This window comes from Pantoea sp. SGAir0215, assembly GCF_043543215.1.
On record NZ_CP028031.1, the window covers coordinates 1,871,070 to 1,891,578 of the forward strand.

Sequence of the window (20,509 nt, forward strand, 5' to 3'; positions counted from 1 at the left end):
GTCAGGCCGTTCGCTGTATTATTTTATATATAACGATCACTGGAGAAAAATCATGCGTTTAACCTTACTACGTTCCGCAACTGCCGCCGTAATTGCCCTGTCACTGGCCGTTCCGGCGCTGGCAGCCGATAAAATCACCGTCTTTGCGGCGGCCTCACTGACCAATGCGCTTAACGATATTGCGGCACACTATAAGAAAACACATGGGACAGAGGTGGTGTCGTCATTTGCCTCGTCGTCAGTCCTGGCCCGTCAGATTGAGCAGGGCGCGCCCGCCGATCTGTTTATCTCAGCCGATCAGCAGTGGATGGATGATGCGGTCGCAAAAAAAAGCATGATCGACACAACCCGCTATACCCTGTTGGGCAACGATCTGGTTCTGATAGCGCCACGCAGTGAGAACGCCAGGCCGGTAACGATTAACGATAAAACCGACTGGAAACGTCTGTTGAAAGGCGAACGTCTGGCGGTCGGCGATCCCGATCATGTGCCGGCGGGCATCTATGCCAAAGAGGCACTTGAGAAGCTGGGTGCCTGGTCTTCACTGTCACCTGTGCTGGCGCGCGCCAACAATGTGCGTGCCGCCCTGGCCCTGGTGGAACGTAATGAAACGCCTTACGGCATTGTGTACGGCTCTGATGCGGTCGCCAGCCAAAAAGTCCAGGTGGTCGGCACCTTTCCGGAAGACAGCCATAAACCGGTCGAATATCCTGTCGCGATTGTTAAAGATCACGACAACGCGGCCGTTAAGGCTTTTTATAACTACCTGAAAGGGCCGGAAGCGGCCGCAGTGTTTACCCAATACGGATTCACGCCTAAAAAATGATACTCAGTGATGTTGAATGGCAGGCCGTGATGCTCAGCCTGCAGGTCTCCAGCATTGCCGTCCTGTGCAGTCTGCCCTTCGGCATCCTTATGGCATGGGTTCTGGTCCGCTGCCAGTTTCCGGGTAAAGCGCTTCTGGACGGTGTGATTCACCTGCCGCTGGTGCTGCCGCCAGTGGTGGTCGGTTATCTGTTACTGATTGGCTTGGGCCGACGCGGCTTTATTGGTGAAAAGCTGTATGAATGGTTCGGCTTTAGCTTCGCGTTTAGCTGGCGCGGTGCGGCACTGGCGTCGGCGGTGATTGCCTTTCCGCTCATGGTGCGGGCCATTCGCCTTGCGCTGGACGCCGTGGATATCCGGCTGGAACAGGCGGCCCGGACGCTGGGCGCGGGCCGCTGGCGGGTCTTTTTTACCATTACGCTGCCGTTAACGCTGCCCGGTATTATCGTCGGTACGGTGCTGGCCTTTGCCCGCTCGCTGGGGGAATTCGGTGCCACTATTACATTTGTTTCCAACATTCCCGGTGAAACGCGCACGCTGCCGCTGGCGATGTATACGCTGATTGAAACGCCCGGGGCCGAAGGGGCCGCTGCGCGTCTGTGCGTTATCGCGGTGGTGCTGGCACTGGCCTCCTTGCTGGTGTCTGAATGGCTGGCGCAATGGGGCCGGAAACGGATGGGGGCCGGATGCTGACGCTCGATTTCACACAACGGCTGGGCGAACACGAGCTGGAGATCAACGTGACGGTTCCCGCCAACGGCATCACGGCAATATTTGGCGTGTCGGGTGCGGGTAAAACCTCGTTAATCAACGCGATTGGAGGGCTGACCCGGCCGCAGCGCGGGCGCATTCAGCTGCATGACCGTGTGTTGTTTGACGCCGAACAGCAGATTGCCTTGCCGCCTGAAAAGCGCAACGTGGGTTACGTTTTCCAGGAGGCGCGACTGTTTCCGCACTATCGTGTCCGGGGTAACTTACGCTATGGCCTGGCAGCCAGTATGAAAGGGCAGTTTGACACGCTGGTGGACTTACTGGGACTCGAACCCTTACTGGACCGTTTTCCGCTCTCGCTCTCGGGCGGCGAAAAGCAGCGGGTGGCCATCGGGCGGGCGTTGCTCAGCGCCCCTGATATCCTGTTAATGGATGAACCCCTGGCCTCGCTGGATTTGCCGCGCAAGCGTGAGCTGATGCCATATCTGCAAAAACTGGCAAAGCAGGTGGATATCCCGGTGCTGTACGTTTCTCACAGCCTCGACGAAATTCTGCAACTGGCCGAGATGGTGCTGGTTCTGGATCACGGCAAGGTGAAGGCCTTTGGCCCGCTGGAGCGGGTCTGGAGCAGCAGTGCGATGCGCCCCTGGCTGCCGGTCAGCGACCTGACCAGCGTACTGCGCGTTCAGGTGCTTGAGCATCATCCAGATTACCCGATGACGGCGTTATCGTTGGGCGATCAGCATATCTGGGTCAGTCGGGTAAATCAGCCGGTCAAAACGCCGTTACGGATACGGATTGCGTCGGCCGATGTTTCGCTGACGCTGCAACCGGCAAAACACAGCTCTGTTCGCAATGTGCTGCCGGCACAGGTGGTGGAGTTAATTGAGGTGGGCGATCAGGTGGAGGTTAAGCTGCGCATCGGTATCAGCGAACTCTGGGCGCGCATCTCTCCCTGGGCCCGGGACGAACTTAACATTCGCCCGGAGCAGTGGCTGTACGCGCAGATTAAAAGCGTCTCTTTCACACCGGAATGACCCGCTGAAACCGTGCTCATCGGGTCAGTGAAACTTACAGAACGAGCTGACAAAGCGTCTCGGCAATGCCGGTTTCCAGATTCGTACCGATGACCCTCTTCGCCCGGGCTTTAATGGCGTCATCCGCATTGCCCATGGCCACGCCCAGCCCCACCGTTTCCAGCATGCTCAGATCATTGTAGTTGTCGCCAAAGGCAATGACGTCCTGCATTGTCAGCCCGATGGATTCTACCCACTGCGCCAGGCGCTTGCCTTTACTGTTACCGCCGCGGGCAACGTCGACCTGATCGTGCCAGGACCATTCGCAGGCCAGACCCAGCTCGTCTTGCGCACGCTGCGCAAACTGCTGCAACGCTGCTGTGTTGTCGTGAGACAGGGCAAACTTCCAGATCGACTGCGCCTCTCTGGCGGCCTGCGCCAGGCTGTCCACCTGTCTGAACACCGGACGCTGATGTGGAGGTAATGACTCACTCCATTTCAGCGTACGAATCACATGGCCGGTCGGCGTTTGATAGAGCATCGCATCGTCCACATACAGCAGACCGTGAATATGATGTTCATCCAGCATCTCGATCACACGTACCGCAACGTCGGTATCCAGCGGATCGGCAGCCAGGACTTTTTTCGCCGGATAATCGTACAGGTAGGTCCCGTTACAACAGATGGCGGGCGTATCCAGATTGAGCGTCTGGTAGAAAGGATGAATGGCACAGTGATGGCGTCCGGTCACGATAATCACCTTGATGCCCGCTTTGCGCGCCTGGGTAATCGCTTCTGTGGATTGGGGCAGAATGGTTTTCGTCGGGGTCAACAGCGTGCCGTCAAGGTCGAGGGCGATTACACGATAGCTCATTAATCCTCTCATCTGGATAGGTTAGCGAAACAGCAAGTCTACACCTGACTGTGGCCCGGAAACAAAAATCAGGGCACAAATCATTCCAGCGAGACAGAAAAAAACGCGCTACAGTGACCTGCAGAACAACATGAGTCAGCGAAAAAGGAGAATACATGAAGCAGGTTGTCTACACCGCCAGTCCCGAGAGTCAACAAATCCATGTCTGGCAGTTGAACGATGAGGGCACCTTGACGCTACTGCAGGTAACGGATATCGCCGGTCAGGTTCAGCCTATGGTGGTCAGTCCGAAAAAAGATTTCTTGTATGTGGGCGTGCGTCCGGATTTCCGCGTGCTGGCCTTTCGTATTGCGCAGGATGGCACCTTAACGGAAGCGGGTCAGGCGCCGTTGCCGGGCAGCCCCACCCACATCTCCACCGATCACGCTGGCCGTTTCCTGTTTTGTGGCTCCTACAATGATGCCTGCGTCAGCATCAGCCCCATCGGCGCTGACGGTGTGCCCCAGGCTCCGAGCCAGGTGATCGACGGTCTGGCAGGTTGTCACTCGGCGAACATCGATAATGCCGACAGCACGTTATATGTGCCCGCGCTCAAACAGGATCGCATCTGCCTGTTTAACCTCGGGGCGGACGGTCAGTTAACGCCGCATTCCCAGCAACAGGTCACTACGGCAGAGGGCGCGGGCCCGCGTCATATGGCGTTTCATGCCAACGGCCAGTACGCCTACAGCGTTAATGAACTTAACAGCACAGTCGAAGTCTGGTCACTGAAGAATGCACACGGCAAAATGGAATCGGTGCAAACGCTCGATATGATGCCGCCTGATTTTACCGGCACGCGCTGGGCCGCCGATATTCACCTGACGCCGGACGGACGTTTCCTGTACGCCTGCGATCGCACCAGCAGCACCATTACGGTGTTCAGCGTGAGTGAAGATGGCGCGCTACTGACGGTGGAGGGCTTCCAGCCGACCGAAACGCAGCCGCGGGGCTTCAATATCGACCACACGGGCCAGTATCTGGTGGCGGCAGGACAGAAGTCGCATCACATTGAGGTATACCGCATTACTCAGCCGCAAGGGCAACTTGAACCTGTCGGCCGTTATGCCGTTGGACAGGGCCCAATGTGGGTTGTGGTACATCAGCTGGCTTAACGTTCAGCGTTGCCGCTCCCGGGCGGGAGCGGCAGAAGAGCACGCGCAATCAGACGTAATGAACGGTCAATGACGCGCTGGCTAATACGTGAAAATGCACGTTGAAGCCCACCATCGCGCCGCTGGCACCTGCATCGACCTCAATGCTCTCCACATCCAGCGCATGGACGCTAAAAATGTAGCGGTGCGTTTCACCCGCCGGTGGCGCGGCCCCGCCGTACCCGGCCTGGCCGAAATCTGTGCGGGTTTGCACGGCACCTGCAGGTAAGGCGGCTTTACCGGAACCCGCACCCTGCGGCAGCGATGTGGTATCGGCCGGAAGATTGGCGACCACCCAGTGCCACCAGCCTGAGCCGGTCGGGGCATCAGGATCGAAACAGGTCACGACAAAACTTTTTGTGCCTTCCGGCGCGTCTTCCCAGGCAAGATGCGGTGACACATTTTCGCCCTGATAGCCCATCCCGTTGAAAACATGCTTTTCCGGCATTTTGTCGCCGTCGTGTAAATCCTGACTATAAACTCGCATCACATCTCCTTGGGTTTATGGTGACTGCGTCTTCATCTTAACCAAAACCGCCTGGACGTCCAGCCTTCAGGGCTCAACGCAGAAAATGACCGGGGTGCGCCAGGGCTGCGGCCATGGCCTGGATCAGCGTATCCAGTGCTTCAGGCGCGATGATATAGGGCGGCATCAGGTAGATCAGACGACCAAAGGGCCGAATCCAGACGCCCTGACTGACGAAAAACTGCTGCAGGGCGGCCATATTCACTGGACGGTGAGTTTCTACCACGCCAATCGCGCCCAGCACACGAACATCGGCTACCGCTGGCGACTGGCGCAGTGGCGTCAGTCCCGCCTGAAGCTGACGCTCGATAGCGCTGACCTGCCCGCGCCAGTGGCCTTCCTGTACCATTTTCAGGCTCTCCGCCGCGACGGCGCACGCCAGCGGATTGCCCATAAAGGTTGGGCCATGCATAAAGCAGCCCGCCGGACTGCGGCTGATGGTATCGGCGACATCACGTGTGGTCAGCGTGGCGGCCAGGCTCATCGTGCCGCCGGTCAGGGCTTTTCCGACGCACAGGATGTCCGGTGTGATCGCCGCATGTTCGCAGGCAAACAGCGTGCCGGTGCGGCCAAAGCCCGTGGCGATTTCATCAGCGATCAGCAGGATGCCGTAACGATCACACCACTCGCGCACCTTCTGCAGGTAGCGGGGATGGTAAAAACGCATGCCGCCCGCGCCCTGTACGATGGGCTCCAGAATCACCGCGGCCAACTGATGCTGATGCTGTTCGATCAGCCGGGCGAAATCCTGAAAATCTTCTTCATTCCAGGCCGCGTCAAAACCACATTGCGGCGCCTCGGCAAAATGGTGCTCGGGCAGATAGCCGCGCCACAGGCTGTGCATGGAATTATCCGGATCGCACACCGACATCGCCGCAAACGTATCACCGTGATAGCCACGCTTGAGGGTTAAAAACTGCTGACGCGTTTCTCCCCGACCCAGCCAGTATTGCAACGCCATCTTCATTGCCACTTCGACGGCAACGGAGCCGGAGTCTGCAAGGAATACGCACGCCAGCGCGTCAGGTGTCATCGCCACTAACTGACGACACAGCGCCACCGCGGCGGGATGCGTAATCCCGCCGAACATCACGTGGGACATCTGGGTCATCTGCTGCTGCAGGGCCTGGTTCAGGCGTGGATGGTTGTAACCATGAATCGCCGCCCACCAGGAGGACATCCCGTCTACCAGTGTGCGCCCATCCGCCAGCTGCAGCGTGTAACCCTGTGCCGCCACGACAGGGTAACAGGGCAACGGTTGCTGCATGGAGGTGTAAGGATGCCAGATATGCTGGCGGTCGAATTCGGCGTCCTGAAGCGTAAACATCGTAGTTGTAAACCAAAATAAAAAGATTTAGTTTACAAGTATAACCACGTTAACTGTCGGGATGACACCTTTTTTGGAGTACGTAATGTCACAACGTTGGACGCTAGCCCAGGCACAGGCCCTGTTTGAACGCCCGTTTCTTGAACTGATGTTTGAAGCACAGCAGGTACATCGCCAGCACTTCGATCCGCGTCAGGTTCAGGTCAGCACGCTGCTGTCGATTAAAACGGGTGCCTGCCCGGAAGACTGCAAATACTGTCCGCAAAGTGCCCGCTACAAGACCGGGCTGGAATCAGAGCGCCTGATGGAGGTGGATGAGGTCCTGCGTTCGGCGCAAAAAGCGAAAGCGGCCGGTTCCAGCCGCTTCTGCATGGGCGCGGCGTGGAAAAACCCCAGCGATCGCGATATGCCTTATCTGGAAAAAATGGTCGAAGGCGTGAAAGCAATGGGCATGGAAACCTGCATGACGCTGGGAACGCTGAGCGACAGCCAGGCCCAGCGTTTAGGTCGCGCCGGGCTGGACTTTTATAACCACAATCTGGATACCTCGCCCGAGTTTTACGGCAACATCATTACCACGCGCAGCTATCAGGAACGACTGGATACGCTGGGCAAGGTGCGCGAGGCTGGTATCAAGGTCTGCTCGGGCGGGATTGTTGGCCTGGGCGAAACGGTTAATGATCGCGCCGGGTTGCTGGTGCAGCTGGCCAACTTACCGACGCCGCCGGAAAGCGTGCCGATCAACATGCTGGTCAAGGTGAAAGGCACCCCGCTGGCAGACAATGACGATGTCGAACCTTTCGATTTTATCCGCACGATCGCCGTCGCCCGCATCATGATGCCTGCCTCGCACGTGCGTCTGTCGGCGGGCCGCGAACAGATGAATGAACAAACCCAGGCGATGTGCTTTATGGCCGGGGCTAACTCGATTTTTTACGGCTGCAAGCTGCTGACCACGCCAAACCCGGAAGAAGACAAAGATATGCTGCTGTTCCGCAAGCTCGGACTGAATCCGGAACATACCCAGACCGCCCATGGCGATAATGCGCAACAGCAGCAGCTCAGTGAGCAGCTGCTCAATGCCGACACAGAAAAATTCTATAACGCGGCGCTGTAATGGGCTGGCCGCAACGCATACAGCAGGCGCTCGCGCAGCGCCGTGCTGAAGAGGGCTGGCGCGAACGGCGCGTAGTTGACGCCAGTCAGACGCGCCTGATCCGCTATGCAGGCCGGGATTATCGTCACTTTTCCAGTAATGATTATCTTGGGTTAAGCCAGCATCCGGCGGTGATTGCCGGATGGCAACAGGGCGCGGCACTGGCCGGGGCGGGGGCAGGCGCATCCAGCCATGTCACCGGTTTCCAGGCTCTTCATGCCACCCTGGAAGCGCAACTGGCCGGGTGGCTGGGTTATCCCCGGGCATTACTGTTTATTTCCGGCTTTGCCGCCAACCAGGCGGTCATTCACCTGCTCGCCGGGAAAAACGATCGCATTCTTGCTGACAAGCTGAGCCATGCCTCGTTGCTGGATGCTGCAAGTCACAGCCCTGCGCAACTGCGTCGTTTCGCCCATAACGATCCGGACAGTCTGGCTGTGCGGCTGAGTGCGCCCTGTGAAGGGCAAACGCTGGTGGTCACGGAAGGGATCTTCAGCATGGATGGTGACAGCGCGCCGTTACAGACGCTGGCGGCGCAGTCGCGTGAGGCAGGGGCCTGGTTACTGGTTGACGATGCGCACGGCATTGGCGTCACAGGTGAGCAGGGACGCGGCAGCTGTTGGCAACAGGGCATTAAGCCCGAACTGCTGGTGGTCACCTTCGGTAAAGCCTTTGGCGTCAGCGGCGCGGCATTGCTGTGTGATGACGCGACGGCCGACTATTTTGTGCAGTTTTCGCGCCACCTCATCTACTCAACCGCCATGCCGCCAGCACAGGCCAGCGCATTACTGGCCGCCCTGAAACAGGTGCAGGCAGGCGATGGGCTGCGCCAGCGCCTGAGCCGCAACATTGCCCATTTCCGCCGGGGCGCCTCCTCCTTGCCCTGGTCGCTTATGCCGTCATCCAGCGCCATCCAACCGTTACTTGTTGGCGATAACGCCCAGGCGATGGCCTTGTCGGCCCGTTTAGCCGAAGCCGGTTGCTGGGTCAGCGCGATTCGTCCGCCTACCGTACCGCCGGGCACGGCACGTTTGCGCATCACGCTGACCGCCGCGCATCAGCCAGACGATATTGATGTCCTGCTGGAGGCACTTCATGACGCTGCACATTGATAAACGTGCCGTAGCCAGAGCCTTTGGGCGCGCGGCGTCGTGTTACGACAGGCATGCCGAACTGCAACGGATCAGCGGGGATGCGCTGCTGGCATGGGTGCCTGCTCAAACCGGTCCACAGGTGCTGGATGCGGGCTGTGGCACCGGCTGGTACAGCCGGCTATGGCGCGACAGGGGGAAACAGGTCATGGCGCTGGATCTGTCGCCGCAGATGTTGCATCAGGCCCGGCAAAACGCGGTGGCGCATCATTATCTGGCGGGCGACATCGACGCACTGCCGTTAGCCGATCAGAGCATTGACCTGTTATGGAGCAATCTGGTGGTGCAATGGAGCGACGATTTGCCGGCCGCGCTCAGGCAGTTTACGCGGGTGCTGAAACCCGGCGGCTGTATGCTGTTTTCAACGCTGAGCGCGGGATCGCTGCATGAGGTTCACGAGGCCTGGTCGCATCTTGACGCGCATGTGCACGCCAATCGCTTTCTGCCGGCGCAGGCGATCGCCGCAGCCTGTGCCGCACAACGGCTGCGCTGTCACGCGCAAACCGTCACCCTGCATTTTCCCGATGCGCTCAGCGCCATGCGCTCTCTGAAGGGCATTGGCGCAACGCATCTGCATGCCGGACGGGCCGATTATGTGCTGACGCGTCGCCGTCTGGCACAGCTTGAAGCTCACTGGCCACGGGACGAACAGGGTTTCCGCCTCAGTTATCATTTGATGTATGGAGTAAGTGAATCATGACACGCTGGTTTATCACCGGTACCGATACTGAAGTCGGTAAAACCGTTGCCAGTAGCGCCCTGCTGCAGGCGGCGAGCGCAGCAGGCTACCGCTGTGCGGGCTACAAACCGGTGGCCTCGGGCTGTACGTTAACCGCAGAAGGCATCCGTAACAGCGATGCGCTGGCGCTGCAACGTTACAGCAGTGTGCCGCTCTGCTATGAGCAGGTGAATCCGCTGGCCTTTATGGAGCCGACATCGCCGCATATCGTCAGCGCAGAGGAGGGCAGGCCAATTACCTTTTCAACGCTATCGGCAGGGCTTCGCGAGCTGGAGCCGCTGGCTGACTGGATTCTGATTGAAGGCGCGGGCGGCTGGTATACGCCGCTGTCTGAGACGCAAACCTATGCCGACTGGGTTGAGACTGAACGGCTACCGGTGATTTTGGTGGTGGGTGTAAAACTGGGCTGTATTAATCATGCCATGCTGACCGCCGAGGCGATAAGGGCGCGTGGACTGCGACTGGCTGGCTGGATTGCCAATACGGTTCAGCCGCCCGGCCAGCGCTATCAGGCATACCTTACGGCCCTGAAGGAGCGACTGCCCGCGCCTTGTCTGGGTGTCATTCCCTGGTTAGCGGATGACAGCCAGCATGCGGACTGTGGTCACTATCTGACGCTACCGGATTAATCACGCCATCGTCAGCCATTTATCGAGCGTACCGTCATCCAGCAGGGTGACGTTACCCTGCGCCACATTTCGCCCGCGATGCAACAGCAAAAAGCTGTCAGCGACGCGTCGAATCAGGGAAACCCGCTGCTCCAGCAGCAGAATCGTCAGGCCGTAATCCCGGTTAAGACGCCGAATCAGGTTACCCATCTCTTCTTCCAGCCAGGGCGCCATGCCATCGGCGGGCTCATCCAGAATCAGCAGGCGTGGCTGTAATACCAGCGCGCGGGCAAGGGCCAGTTGCTGCTGCTGGTAAACCGGCAAATCCCCGCTGCGCTGTTGACGCAGTGAATAGAGAGCCGGCAGAAGATCAAAAATCATTTCCGGAATAGGCCGGTGATTTTCGCGCGATTCAGCGCCTGCCAGCAGGGCAATCAGTAAGTTATCTTCTACGCTCATCTGTGTGAAAATATGTCGTCCCTGTGGCACGTAACCAATGCCCTGACGTGCACGTTGATCGGCAGGCTGCGACAGCAGGTCCTCTGGCGGCGAGCCATCCTGCTGCCAGCTAATCGTGCCGCTGTTGATGGGAAGCTTACCCATGATGCAGTTCACCAGCGTGGTTTTTCCCATGCCGGGACGTCCCAGTATGCCGGTACAGGTGCCGGGGGGCAGGTCAAGGTCCACATTCCAGAGAATATGATTTTTTCCGTAAAACTGATTCACCGACCGTAAACTTAGCATCTGACGCGCTCCTTCCAGATAATTAACCTGAATGTTTTGCTGCTCATAACGGGTAAATCGCACTACCAGAATAGCAGGGCTATGACTGCTGCTGTGGCGCATGACATCCTGATCACAGAGCATGCAATTACCGGGCCAGAGTCGGAGTGAACGAAGTTTGCGCGCTTAACATGCGGAATTTTGACGGTTTAAATATAAGTAAAAGTGAACAATTGACGGGCGGGACGACTGCGCAGCGCGATGAGGGTGCAGGAAAAATGAGCGTCAGGTGCAGTTGCCCATAAATGGCGCAGGCAGTCTGCTGTAAAAAACAGCAACCTGAAAAGCCAGACGATCAACGTTGAATGCGCGCCATGCAGCGCGCTAAAACAACGCTATTGGCGTTAAAAATTTCGCTAAAAAAAATTTTTTTTCATCAAAACGCGGCGGCAGAAAAAATTATGCACAGCCGATATTCCAAGGCCTCTCATCAGTTATCCACTATTCCTGTGGATAACCTTGTGCATTAGATAATGAAAACAGGTTAGAAGCGAGGAAATACGCGGCCTGGTCACGTAATGATGACAATCTGGGCTTTTTTTACTTACTATTAAAAATCAGTGTGTTAGTAAAAAACAAGCCTGCCGGATTGGACGCGATTCATCAAACTGCAATTTTATGACACAGGCTTGACAAATGTTAAATCAATACGTGGCTTGGGGATAACCTTGCGCAACAAAAACGGGTGTTTGCCTGGGCAAAAGTGCCAGAGTCAAGTAAAACCTGGCGACAATACTGTGCATCATTACTGGTATTATATCCAGTATTTTTTTCTGGCAAAATTGCCATAGCAGAGTAAAATAATGGGCTGCCCGCCGTCTTTCTTCTGCAGGAACCGCATTCATGAGTAAAGATTTTAAACTGAACTCCGCTTTCAAGCCTTCTGGCGATCAGCCGGAAGCGATCCGCCGTCTGGAAGCCGGACTGGAAGACGGCCTGGCGCACCAGACGCTGTTAGGCGTAACCGGATCGGGTAAAACCTTTACCGTTGCTAACGTTATTGCCGACCTGAATCGTCCTACCATGGTGCTGGCTCCTAATAAGACGCTGGCGGCGCAACTGTATGGCGAGATGAAGGAGTTCTTTCCCGAAAACGCCGTAGAGTTTTTTGTCTCGTACTATGACTACTACCAGCCCGAAGCTTACGTGCCCAGTTCGGATACCTTTATCGAAAAGGATGCGTCGGTTAACGAACATATCGAGCAAATGCGCCTCTCCGCGACGAAAGCGTTGCTGGAACGGCGCGACGTGATTGTCGTGGCCTCCGTGTCTGCCATCTACGGCCTGGGCGATCCCGATCTGTATCTGAAAATGATGCTGCACTTAACGCGCGGCATGATTATCGATCAGCGCAGCATCCTGCGTCGCCTGTCGGAGTTACAGTACACGCGTAACGATCAGGCGTTTCAGCGCGGGACGTTCCGGGTCCGGGGCGAAGTCATTGATATCTTCCCGGCCGAATCTGACGATATGGCCCTGCGGGTTGAATTATTCGATGAAGAGGTGGAGCGGCTGTCCCTGTTTGACCCGCTTACCGGTCAGGTCGAATCGGTGGTGCCGCGCTTTACCATTTACCCTAAAACGCACTACGTCACGCCGCGTGAGCGTATCCTGCAGGCCATGGAAGACATCAAGGTTGAACTGGCCGAACGGCGCAAGATCCTGCTGGAAAACAACAAACTGCTGGAAGAGCAGCGTATTACCCAACGGACGCAGTTTGACCTCGAAATGATGGGGGAGCTGGGATACTGCTCTGGTATCGAAAACTACTCCCGCTATCTGTCTGGCCGCGGACCGGGGGAAGCGCCGCCGACCTTATTTGACTATCTGCCGGCGGATGGCCTGCTGGTCGTCGATGAGTCGCACGTAACCATTCCGCAGATTGGCGGCATGTACCGCGGGGACAGGGCGCGTAAAGAGACGTTAGTCGAATATGGCTTCCGCCTGCCTTCGGCGCTGGACAACCGCCCCATGAAGTTTGAAGAGTTCGAGGCGCTGGCCCCTCAGACCATTTATGTCTCCGCCACGCCAGGCAAATACGAGCTGGAAAAATCGGGCGATGAGGTGATCGATCAGGTGGTGCGTCCGACGGGGCTGCTGGATCCGATCCTTGAGGTGCGGCCCGTGGCGACTCAGGTGGACGATTTGCTGTCAGAGATCCGCCAGCGCGTTAACGTCAATGAACGCGTACTGGTCACGGTGCTCACCAAACGTATGGCCGAAGACCTGACGGAGTACCTGGAAGAACACGGTGAAAAGGTGCGCTATCTGCACTCTGACATCGATACCGTCGAGCGCATGGAAATTATTCGCGACCTGCGCCTGGGCAAATTTGATGTGCTGGTGGGCATCAACCTGCTGCGTGAAGGGCTGGATATGCCGGAAGTCTCGCTGGTGGCCATTCTGGATGCCGATAAAGAGGGCTTCCTGCGTTCCGAGCGCTCCCTGATCCAGACCATCGGGCGCGCTGCACGTAACATCAATGGTAAAGCGATCCTCTACGGCGATAAGATCACGCCTTCCATGGCGCGCGCCATTGAAGAAACCGAGCGCCGTCGTGAGAAGCAGCAGCGCTACAACGAAGAGAATGGCATCGTACCGCAGGGCCTGAATAAGAAAATCACCGATATTCTGGAACTGGGCAATAACGTGGTGAAAACGCGGGGTAAAGCCAAACCCGGCAAGCGCAACGCCGCCGAGACAGAGACGGATTACCTGGCGTTGTCACCGCAGGCGTTGCAGAAAAAGATTCACGAACTGGAAGGGCAGATGCAGCAGCATGCGCAAAACCTGGAGTTCGAACAGGCTGCTGGCCTGCGCGATCAGCTCCAGGAACTGCGCACCTTGTTTATCGCGGTGTCCTGAGTCAGTTAAACCGCTGGATGGCGTGCTCCAGCGCGCCGCGCAGCAGCTGGCGGTCGTGACGATATTTAATATCTGCGGCCTCCAGCGGCTCCTGAATGATCAGGCGGTTGTCGATCAGACTGACGTCCGTGGCCGGTCCGACAACCACGGCGTCGATGACCCGTTTACCAATCGCCTCTTCCATTATTCTCAGCTTATCCGCCACGGTCAGCGCCGCCGCCGCCGGACTGAGTTCACGGCCCAGGTTGCCGATAAACACCATGTTCGCGGGCGTGCGGCGCAGTGCCTGCGCCATTTCTTTCATTAACAGAATGGGCATCAGGCTGGTGTAGAAGCTGCCTGGCCCAATCAGAATCAAATCGGCTTCTGCAACGGCATCGAGCGCTTCGCGCGTCGGTTGCACCACAGGATGCAGCATTAACGCCTGTGGTGGTGCGCGCATCTCATCAATGGCGGTTTCACCATAAACGGCATTGCCTTCGTCATCTGTTGCCATCAAATCCACCGGATGTTCAGACATCGGGATTAAAAACGCGTCAACTTTTAGCAGATTTCGGATGATATTGACCACTTCCAGCGGACGCACGCTCAGATGATCCAGCGCTTTCAGTATTAAATTGCCCAGATTGTGCCCGGCCAGTTCGCCATTGCCGGTAAAGCGGTATTCGAACATCGCGGACGCGACGCTGGGCTCGGTAATCAACTGGTTAATGCAGTTGCGCAAATCGCCCCAGGCGATACCGCCTTCAGCCCGACGGATGCGGCCGCTGGAGCCACCGTTATCAGTGGTGGTAACGATGCCGGTCAGGCGCGAACCCAGTGGTGACAAGGCCGACATCACGCGACCTAATCCATGTCCGCCGCCCAGTGCCACGACGCGATCCAGGTCCGCCAGTGTTCGATTCATATTTCTCCTTTTTCGCGTCTGCAGAGGCGTGAAACGCGCAGGGTGCAGACGAGGATGATGTGTGTCAGTTTATGACCGGCAGTTTACCGTATCCCGGGCGCGAAATACGGTGAAAGTTAACGTTACTGCGCACACAGAGTAAAAGCCGTGGATGGCGCATTTACCCTAATCGCGCTACCATCTGTATACCGCGTTAATCAGCCGGTTAACGTACACTCAAGCCTGAATGCCTACGTCTGCGGATAGGGGATTCAGGCCGTAGCCTCCGCGCTGCCAGGGTGCAGGAAGAAATGACTGCATCTCCCGAACTGGAAAGGTGTTCTCTGGTGTCACAATTTACTGATGCATTTGCGCGTAAGTTTTATTACTTGCGCCTTTCGGTCACGGATGTCTGTAATTTCCGTTGTACCTATTGCCTGCCGGAGGGTTATCAGCCAAACGGTATCCGCAATAAAAGCTTTCTCTCACTGGATGAAATTCGCCGTGTCACGCGCGCCTTTGCGGCGGCGGGCACTGAAAAAGTGCGTCTGACCGGCGGTGAGCCCTCTTTACGTCGTGATTTCACCGACATTATCGCCGCGGTTAACGAAAATGCTGCGGTTCGCCAGATTGCAGTCACCACCAACGGCTATCGACTGGCGCGCGATGTTAAGCAGTGGCGCGACGCGGGACTGACCGCGCTGAACGTCAGCGTGGACAGCCTCGATGCACGTCAGTTTCATGCGATTACCGGTCAGGACAAGTTCCACCAGGTGATGGCCGGGATTGACGCGGCTTTTGAGGCGGGTTTTAGCCAGGTCAAAGTCAACAGCGTGCTGATGCGCGATGTCAACAGCCACCATCTGGCGACCTTTCTTGACTGGATCCGTACGCGTCCCATCCAGCTGCGTTTTATCGAACTGATGGAAACCGGCGAGGGCGGTGCGCTGTTTCGCCAGCAGCATGTCTCGGGCGAAGTTATCCGCGATCAGCTGATTGCTCAGGGCTGGCAGCGTCGTATCAGCGGCCGCAGTGATGGCCCGGCCCAGGTGTTTTATCATCCGGATTACGTGGGTGAAATCGGGCTGATCATGCCGTATTCCAAAGATTTCTGCGCCAGCTGCAACCGTCTGCGGGTTTCCGCACAGGGAAATTTGCATCTCTGCCTGTTTGGCGATGGCGGGATTCCTTTACGCGATCTGCTGGCCTCTGACGACCAGCAAGATGAACTTCAGGCACGCATTGCCAGCAGCCTGGGCCAGAAGAAGCAGACGCATTTCCTGTTACAGGGAAATACCGGTATTACACAAAATCTTTCTTATATTGGCGGTTAACTGCAGGAGCAGACATGGGCAAATCAGCCAGCACGTTTCAACCGTTACAGCTCGCTATGCTGACGGTCTCTGACAGCCGTGATGCCAGCAGCGATACCTCCGGCGATTATCTGCGTGAAGCGGCAGCCGAGGCGGGCCACAGCGTGATCGATCACGCCATTGTTCCCGACAATGTTTACCGTATTCGCGCGATTGTGTCGCGCTGGATCGCCAGTGAAGATGTCCAGGTGGTCATTATTAATGGCGGCACCGGCTTCAATGCGAAAAACAGCACGCCTGAGGCGCTGCTGCCGTTGTTCGATCGGGAGATTGACGGCTTTGGCGAGCTGTTCCGCATGGTGTCTTACGAAGACATTGGCGGCTCGACATTGCAGTCCCGTGCGGTGGCCGGTCTGGCTAACCAGACGTTGATCTTTGCGGTCCCGGGCTCAACGTCAGCCTGTACCACCGCGTGGGAACGCATCATCGCTGACCAACTGGATGCGCGTACGCGTCCCTGCAATTTTGTCACTCATTTAAAGAAGCTTTAAGCATGTCACAACTTACCCACATCAACGCCGCGGGCGAAGCCCACATGGTGGATGTTTCCACCAAAGACGATACGGTACGCGAAGCGCAGGCCGACGTGCTGGTACTGATGAAGCCAGAAACGTTACAGATGATCATGGAAGGCCGTCACCATAAGGGTGATGTGTTCGCCACAGCGCGCATTGCCGGTATTCAGGCGGCAAAACGCACCTGGGAACTGATCCCACTCTGTCATCCGCTTATGCTGAGCAAAGTGGAGATCAACCTGGTCGCGGAACCCGCATTGAACCGGGTTCGCATCACCTCTCTGTGTCGGCTGACGGGGAAAACCGGGGTAGAAATGGAAGCCCTGACGGCGGCTTCCGTGGCGGCGCTGACCATCTATGACATGTGCAAAGCCGTCCAGAAAGATATCGTGATTGATCGGCTGCGCCTGCTGCATAAAAGCGGCGGCAAAAGCGGCGATTTTCAGGCGGCAGCCCATGATTAAGGTACTGTTTTTTGCGCAGGTGCGGGAGCTGGTGGGCACGGACTCGCTGACGCTGGCCGCCGACTATCCCGACGTCGCGGCGCTGCGGACAGCGTTGTCTCAGCAGGGCGAACGCTGGGCGCTGGCGCTCGACAGCGAACGATTACTGGCGGCGGTTAACCAGACGCTACGCCCCATGACGCACCCTTTACAGGACGGCGATGAAGTCGCCTTTTTCCCACCCGTTACCGGAGGATAAATGGACACGCAAATTCGGGTCGGTCCCGCGCCCTTTGCGATGGCGCAGGAATACCAGTGGCTGGCAGGGTGCGACGCAGACGGCGCGGTTGTCACGTTCACGGGCAAAGTGCGCAATCACAACCTGGGCGATGATGTTGCGGCCCTGACGCTGGAACATTATCCCGGTATGACCGAGAAGGCACTGCAGGAAATTACTGACGAAGCGCGCCAGCGCTGGCCGCTTCAGCGCGTCTCTGTCATCCACCGCATTGGTGAACTGTTTCCCGGCGATGAGATTGTCTTTGTCGGCGTCACCAGTGCGCACCGCAGCAGCGCCTTTGCCGCTGCGGAATTCATCATGGATTACCTGAAAACCCGCGCCCCGTTCTGGAAACGGGAAACCACCGGGCAGGGCGATCGCTGGGTCGATGCACGCAGCAGCGATCACGAGGCTGCGCAGCGCTGGGATTAAGGCGTACCTCGCTGTTCGGCGGGAGCAAACTGCGTGTTGCCGTGCGCGTGTTCACCGCCGCCTTGTCCTCGCCGAAGCTGAATAACGTCACCGTCCTGCCAGGCATTGGCGCCGGGCACCACGGGATGTGCGACGATATCCGCCCGTTCAGCACGAATTTTTTGACTGTCGATGTCAAAACGGCGGTCGCGATCGGCCAGCAAGCGCGCATCCATTTGCCCGTCGGCGGTAAAGCCCATCATCAGCGCCGGAATGCCAATGGGCAGTTGCTTGTCGCGGTCGGTGTGCCAGGTATGCCAGGTTTTCCCGTACGTGTTGACGATGCGCGTCATCAGCGCTTTTTCTGCGACGGCCGGCAGGCCGGGCGCGACCAGTGAACCGGATTTCACCTCGTACTGATGACTGTGCCACAGTTTTTTCTCTTCGGCGGGCAGGGTGCGGTACAGGCGCTCACTGATAATATATTCCACGCCCATCAGGCGCGCATCGCGCGTATTACCGTCATAAATCACCGCCTGCATCACATCATCATTCAGGACCGTCACATAGTGATGGGCTTCCATCTGGCCATTCTTGTCGCCGTTATAGAAATGAAAACCATCCAGATAGGCATTGATCGCATCAATGGGCGGGCGGGACTGCAGCACGGCCGCGCCGCTGTCCAGCGCTTTTAGCGTCGGTGAAGTGGGGGCGCCCGGCGAACTGACCTGAGCCGGTGTGTTATTGCCGCCGCAGCCGGCCAGCAGCAGGCTCAGTGCGATAAGTGTCCAGCGTTTTGACATAAAACATCCCTTTTTCGTGAAAAGAGATAACCTTAGTTCATATCATCGCATCTGCCCTGCGAAGCGGCGCAGTGTTAAGCTACTCTTTTTGCCTCAGAGGACAGGTATGTCATTCATTTCATTCCCCAAACGCCTGACGTTGCTCGCTATCCTGATACTGGCGGGCTGTAGCAGCAAAAAAACACCAGAAGCGCCCGCCAGGCAACCTGAGGATGTCAAAGCGCAGATTCAGCGCCTGCTGCCCGCCGGTGTCAGCGATAAATCAGGCTGGGCTGACGATATCTATACGTCGTTCCGTACCCAGGGCCTGACCGCCAGCGACAGTAATTTGTGCGCGGTTATTGCGGTGGCGGGCCAGGAGTCAGGATTTGACGCCAACGGCACCGTACCCGGTATGGCAAAAATCGCCTGGGAGGAGATCGACCGCCGGGCGGCGAAGGTGCATGTTCCGGCGTTTTTAGTGCGCACCGCGCTGTTAATCAAGTCCAGTAATGGCGAAAGCTACGCTGCGCGGCTGGATAAGGCGAAAAGTGAAAAAGATCTGAGCGCCATTTTCGACGACTTTATTGAGATGGTGCCCATGGGGCAGAAGCTGTTTGGCAACCTCAATCCTGTTCATACCGGCGGACCGATGCAGGTGAGTATTGCGTTTGCAGAAGCCCATGCCAAAGGCTATCCATGGCCGGTTGAGGGTTCCATTCGCCGTGAAGTTTTCACGCGTCATGGCGGCGTCTATTTCGGCACAATGCACCTGCTGGGCTATCCGGCTGACTACAGCAAGCCGCTTTACCGGTTCGCGGACTACAATGCGGGCTGGTACGCCAGCCGCAATGCGGCGTTCCAGGCGGCGGTAGCCCGCGCGACAGGGATGAAGCTGGCGCTGGATGGCGATCTGATTCAGTATGGTTCGGACACGCCAGGATCGACGGAGCTGGCGGTGCGGACGCTGGCGAAACGCATTGATATGAGCAACAGCGAAATCCGCCACGATCTGGAGCGGGGCGAAAAGGCGGACTTCAGCGACAGCGATCTGTGGAAGCAGGTTTTTACGCTGGCAGACAAGATGGCCGGAAAGCCTTTGCCACGGGAAATGTTGCCGGGCATCAGACTTGAAAGTCCTAAAATTACCCGCAATTTAACCACGGCATGGTTTGCTCAACGCGTCGACAGTCGTTATCAGCAGTGCCTGTCACGTCGATAAGTACGGCGTTGTGGCACAGTTGAACAGAGCTGTGCCACACTTACTCAGACAGCCCGTTTTGGGGCACAACACATTTGTTTAACAAGAGGTGCATCATGGACCGATATCCACAGAATGATTCAATAGTTCAGCCTGCATCTCGTGGGTTGCAGGCTTATATGGCACAGGTTTATGGCTGGATGACCTGTGGTTTGTTACTCACTGCCTTCGTCTCCTGGTTTGCCGCGCGCACACCGGCGGTGATGGAGCTGGTGTTTGCAAATCGCATCACCTTCTTCGGCCTGATCATTGTGCAACTGGCGCTGGTGTTCTTCCTCTCAGGTATGGTGCATCGCCTGAGCGGGGCCGTGGCGACGGGGTTATTCATGCTCTATTCGGCCCTGACCGGGCTGACCATGGCCAGTATCTTTCTGGTGTACACCTATTCGTCCATTGCCAGCACGTTCTTCGTCACGGCCGGGATGTTTGGTGCCATGACGTTCTACGGCTACACCACAAAACGTGATTTAAGCCGCCTGGGCAGTCTGCTGTTTATGGCGCTGATTGGTATTCTGCTGGCCTCGCTGGTGAACTTCTGGCTGAAAAGCCCGACATTGATGTGGGCCATTACCTACATCGGTGTGGTGGTGTTTGTCGGTCTGACCGCGTATGACACGCAGAAACTGAAAAATATCGGTGAGCAGATTGATGCGCGTGACACGGAAAACCTGCGCCGCTACTCAATTATGGGCGCGCTGACGCTCTATCTTGATTTCATCAACCTGTTCCTGATGCTGCTGCGTATTTTTGGCAACCGCCGTTAAAAAACAGGCTGCTCTGGTGA

The 20,509-nt window shown here is 57.1% G+C and carries 22 protein-coding genes and 1 riboswitch; of the genes, 16 read left to right on the top strand and 6 right to left on the bottom strand.

The window, feature by feature from the left end; translation table 11 throughout:
* The first annotated feature begins 52 nt into the window (after window positions 1–52).
* The 3 genes from modA to modC are packed head-to-tail and all read left to right on the top strand — an operon-like array spanning window position 53 to window position 2,573.
* Entirely contained in the window at window positions 53–826 is a 774-nt protein-coding gene (gene modA / locus C1N64_RS08855) for a molybdate ABC transporter substrate-binding protein (RefSeq protein WP_006118495.1), read from the top strand.
* A complete protein-coding gene (modB, locus tag C1N64_RS08860) occupies window positions 823–1,518 on the top strand; it encodes a molybdate ABC transporter permease subunit (protein WP_394515421.1) in 696 nt (231 codons plus the stop codon). The genes modA and modB overlap by 4 nt, the downstream gene beginning before the upstream one ends.
* Window positions 1,512–2,573, top strand: coding sequence for a molybdenum ABC transporter ATP-binding protein ModC (gene modC / locus C1N64_RS08865; protein ID WP_375124164.1), 1,062 nt, complete (start codon window positions 1,512–1,514; stop codon window positions 2,571–2,573). Before modB ends, modC begins: the two co-directional genes overlap by 7 nt.
* Window positions 2,574–2,607: 34 nt before the next feature.
* Here modC and C1N64_RS08870 read toward each other — a convergent pair whose 3' ends face one another.
* The gene (locus tag C1N64_RS08870; protein ID WP_394515422.1) at window positions 2,608–3,426 is read right to left on the bottom strand and encodes a pyridoxal phosphatase; all 819 of its coding nucleotides are present in this window, start codon (window positions 3,424–3,426) and stop codon (window positions 2,608–2,610) included.
* A 155-nt stretch (window positions 3,427–3,581) separates the two neighbouring features.
* Here C1N64_RS08870 and pgl point away from each other — a divergent pair, with 155 nt between their 5' ends.
* Window positions 3,582–4,580, top strand: coding sequence for a 6-phosphogluconolactonase (pgl, locus tag C1N64_RS08875; RefSeq protein WP_006118499.1), 999 nt, complete (start codon window positions 3,582–3,584; stop codon window positions 4,578–4,580).
* Between the two features lie 49 nt (window positions 4,581–4,629).
* Here pgl and C1N64_RS08880 read toward each other — a convergent pair whose 3' ends face one another.
* Together C1N64_RS08880 and bioA are read right to left on the bottom strand one after the other, a co-directional pair.
* Window positions 4,630–5,106, bottom strand: coding sequence for a kinase inhibitor (locus tag C1N64_RS08880; RefSeq protein ID WP_033737738.1), 477 nt, complete (start codon window positions 5,104–5,106; stop codon window positions 4,630–4,632).
* Between the two features lie 73 nt (window positions 5,107–5,179).
* Window positions 5,180–6,472 carry an adenosylmethionine--8-amino-7-oxononanoate transaminase gene (gene bioA, locus C1N64_RS08885; RefSeq protein ID WP_394515423.1) on the bottom strand — a complete coding sequence of 431 codons (1,293 nt, stop codon included), beginning with the start codon at window positions 6,470–6,472 and terminating at the stop codon, window positions 5,180–5,182.
* 85 nt (window positions 6,473–6,557) lie between these two features.
* Between bioA and bioB the strand changes: the two genes are divergently transcribed.
* Genes bioB through bioD form a run of 4 tightly spaced genes read left to right on the top strand, consistent with a single transcriptional unit; the run spans window position 6,558 to window position 10,147 of the window.
* Complete coding sequence (gene bioB, locus C1N64_RS08890; protein WP_006118502.1) at window positions 6,558–7,589, top strand: biotin synthase BioB; 1,032 nt, start codon at window positions 6,558–6,560, stop codon at window positions 7,587–7,589.
* Window positions 7,589–8,740, top strand: a complete 1,152-nt coding sequence (gene bioF / locus C1N64_RS08895; protein WP_033737737.1) for an 8-amino-7-oxononanoate synthase — start codon at window positions 7,589–7,591, stop codon at window positions 8,738–8,740. Before bioB ends, bioF begins: the two co-directional genes overlap by 1 nt.
* Window positions 8,724–9,479: a malonyl-ACP O-methyltransferase BioC gene (gene bioC, locus C1N64_RS08900; protein ID WP_205957378.1), complete on the top strand. Its 756-nt coding sequence runs from the start codon at window positions 8,724–8,726 to the stop codon at window positions 9,477–9,479. Before bioF ends, bioC begins: the two co-directional genes overlap by 17 nt.
* Window positions 9,476–10,147, top strand: coding sequence for a dethiobiotin synthase (gene bioD / locus C1N64_RS08905; RefSeq protein WP_394515424.1), 672 nt, complete (start codon window positions 9,476–9,478; stop codon window positions 10,145–10,147). Before bioC ends, bioD begins: the two co-directional genes overlap by 4 nt.
* On the opposite strand, the gene C1N64_RS08910 is transcribed toward bioD, so the two are convergent.
* Window positions 10,148–10,870, bottom strand: a complete 723-nt coding sequence (locus C1N64_RS08910; protein ID WP_033737785.1) for an ABC transporter ATP-binding protein — start codon at window positions 10,868–10,870, stop codon at window positions 10,148–10,150.
* 882 nt (window positions 10,871–11,752) lie between these two features.
* Between C1N64_RS08910 and uvrB the strand changes: the two genes are divergently transcribed.
* Window positions 11,753–13,774 carry an excinuclease ABC subunit UvrB gene (gene uvrB, locus C1N64_RS08915; RefSeq protein WP_033737734.1) on the top strand — a complete coding sequence of 674 codons (2,022 nt, stop codon included), beginning with the start codon at window positions 11,753–11,755 and terminating at the stop codon, window positions 13,772–13,774.
* A gap of 1 nt (window position 13,775) precedes the next feature.
* Here uvrB and yvcK read toward each other — a convergent pair whose 3' ends face one another.
* Window positions 13,776–14,681, bottom strand: coding sequence for a gluconeogenesis factor YvcK family protein (yvcK, locus tag C1N64_RS08920; RefSeq protein ID WP_394515425.1), 906 nt, complete (start codon window positions 14,679–14,681; stop codon window positions 13,776–13,778).
* 201 nt (window positions 14,682–14,882) lie between these two features.
* Window positions 14,883–15,016, top strand: a riboswitch (molybdenum cofactor riboswitch).
* Here yvcK and moaA point away from each other — a divergent pair.
* The 5 genes from moaA to moaE all read left to right on the top strand — a co-directional run bounded on the left by moaA (window position 15,005) and on the right by moaE (window position 17,703).
* Window positions 15,005–15,994 (top strand): GTP 3',8-cyclase MoaA, encoded by a 990-nt coding sequence (gene moaA, locus C1N64_RS08925; RefSeq protein ID WP_203232202.1) that lies wholly within the window; start codon window positions 15,005–15,007, stop codon window positions 15,992–15,994. It overlaps the preceding riboswitch by 12 nt.
* Window positions 15,995–16,008: 14 nt before the next feature.
* Window positions 16,009–16,524, top strand: a complete 516-nt coding sequence (moaB, locus tag C1N64_RS08930) for a molybdenum cofactor biosynthesis protein B (RefSeq protein WP_006118510.1) — start codon at window positions 16,009–16,011, stop codon at window positions 16,522–16,524.
* Window positions 16,525–16,526: 2 nt separating this feature from the next.
* On the top strand, window positions 16,527–17,012 hold the full coding sequence (moaC, locus tag C1N64_RS08935) for a cyclic pyranopterin monophosphate synthase MoaC (protein WP_058707646.1): 486 nt from the start codon (window positions 16,527–16,529) through the stop codon (window positions 17,010–17,012).
* On the top strand, window positions 17,005–17,250 hold the full coding sequence (gene moaD / locus C1N64_RS08940; RefSeq protein WP_006118512.1) for a molybdopterin synthase sulfur carrier subunit: 246 nt from the start codon (window positions 17,005–17,007) through the stop codon (window positions 17,248–17,250). Before moaC ends, moaD begins: the two co-directional genes overlap by 8 nt.
* Window positions 17,251–17,703: a molybdopterin synthase catalytic subunit MoaE gene (moaE, locus tag C1N64_RS08945; protein WP_058701075.1), complete on the top strand. Its 453-nt coding sequence runs from the start codon at window positions 17,251–17,253 to the stop codon at window positions 17,701–17,703.
* Here moaE and C1N64_RS08950 read toward each other — a convergent pair.
* Complete coding sequence (locus C1N64_RS08950) at window positions 17,700–18,485, bottom strand: OBAP family protein (RefSeq protein WP_006118514.1); 786 nt, start codon at window positions 18,483–18,485, stop codon at window positions 17,700–17,702. The genes moaE and C1N64_RS08950 overlap by 4 nt on opposite strands.
* A gap of 106 nt (window positions 18,486–18,591) precedes the next feature.
* Between C1N64_RS08950 and C1N64_RS08955 the strand changes: the two genes are divergently transcribed.
* Window positions 18,592–19,686 carry a DUF1615 domain-containing protein gene (locus C1N64_RS08955; RefSeq protein ID WP_394515426.1) on the top strand — a complete coding sequence of 365 codons (1,095 nt, stop codon included), beginning with the start codon at window positions 18,592–18,594 and terminating at the stop codon, window positions 19,684–19,686.
* A gap of 95 nt (window positions 19,687–19,781) precedes the next feature.
* Window positions 19,782–20,489: a Bax inhibitor-1/YccA family protein gene (locus C1N64_RS08960; protein WP_394515427.1), complete on the top strand. Its 708-nt coding sequence runs from the start codon at window positions 19,782–19,784 to the stop codon at window positions 20,487–20,489.
* Window positions 20,490–20,509 lie beyond the last annotated feature (20 nt).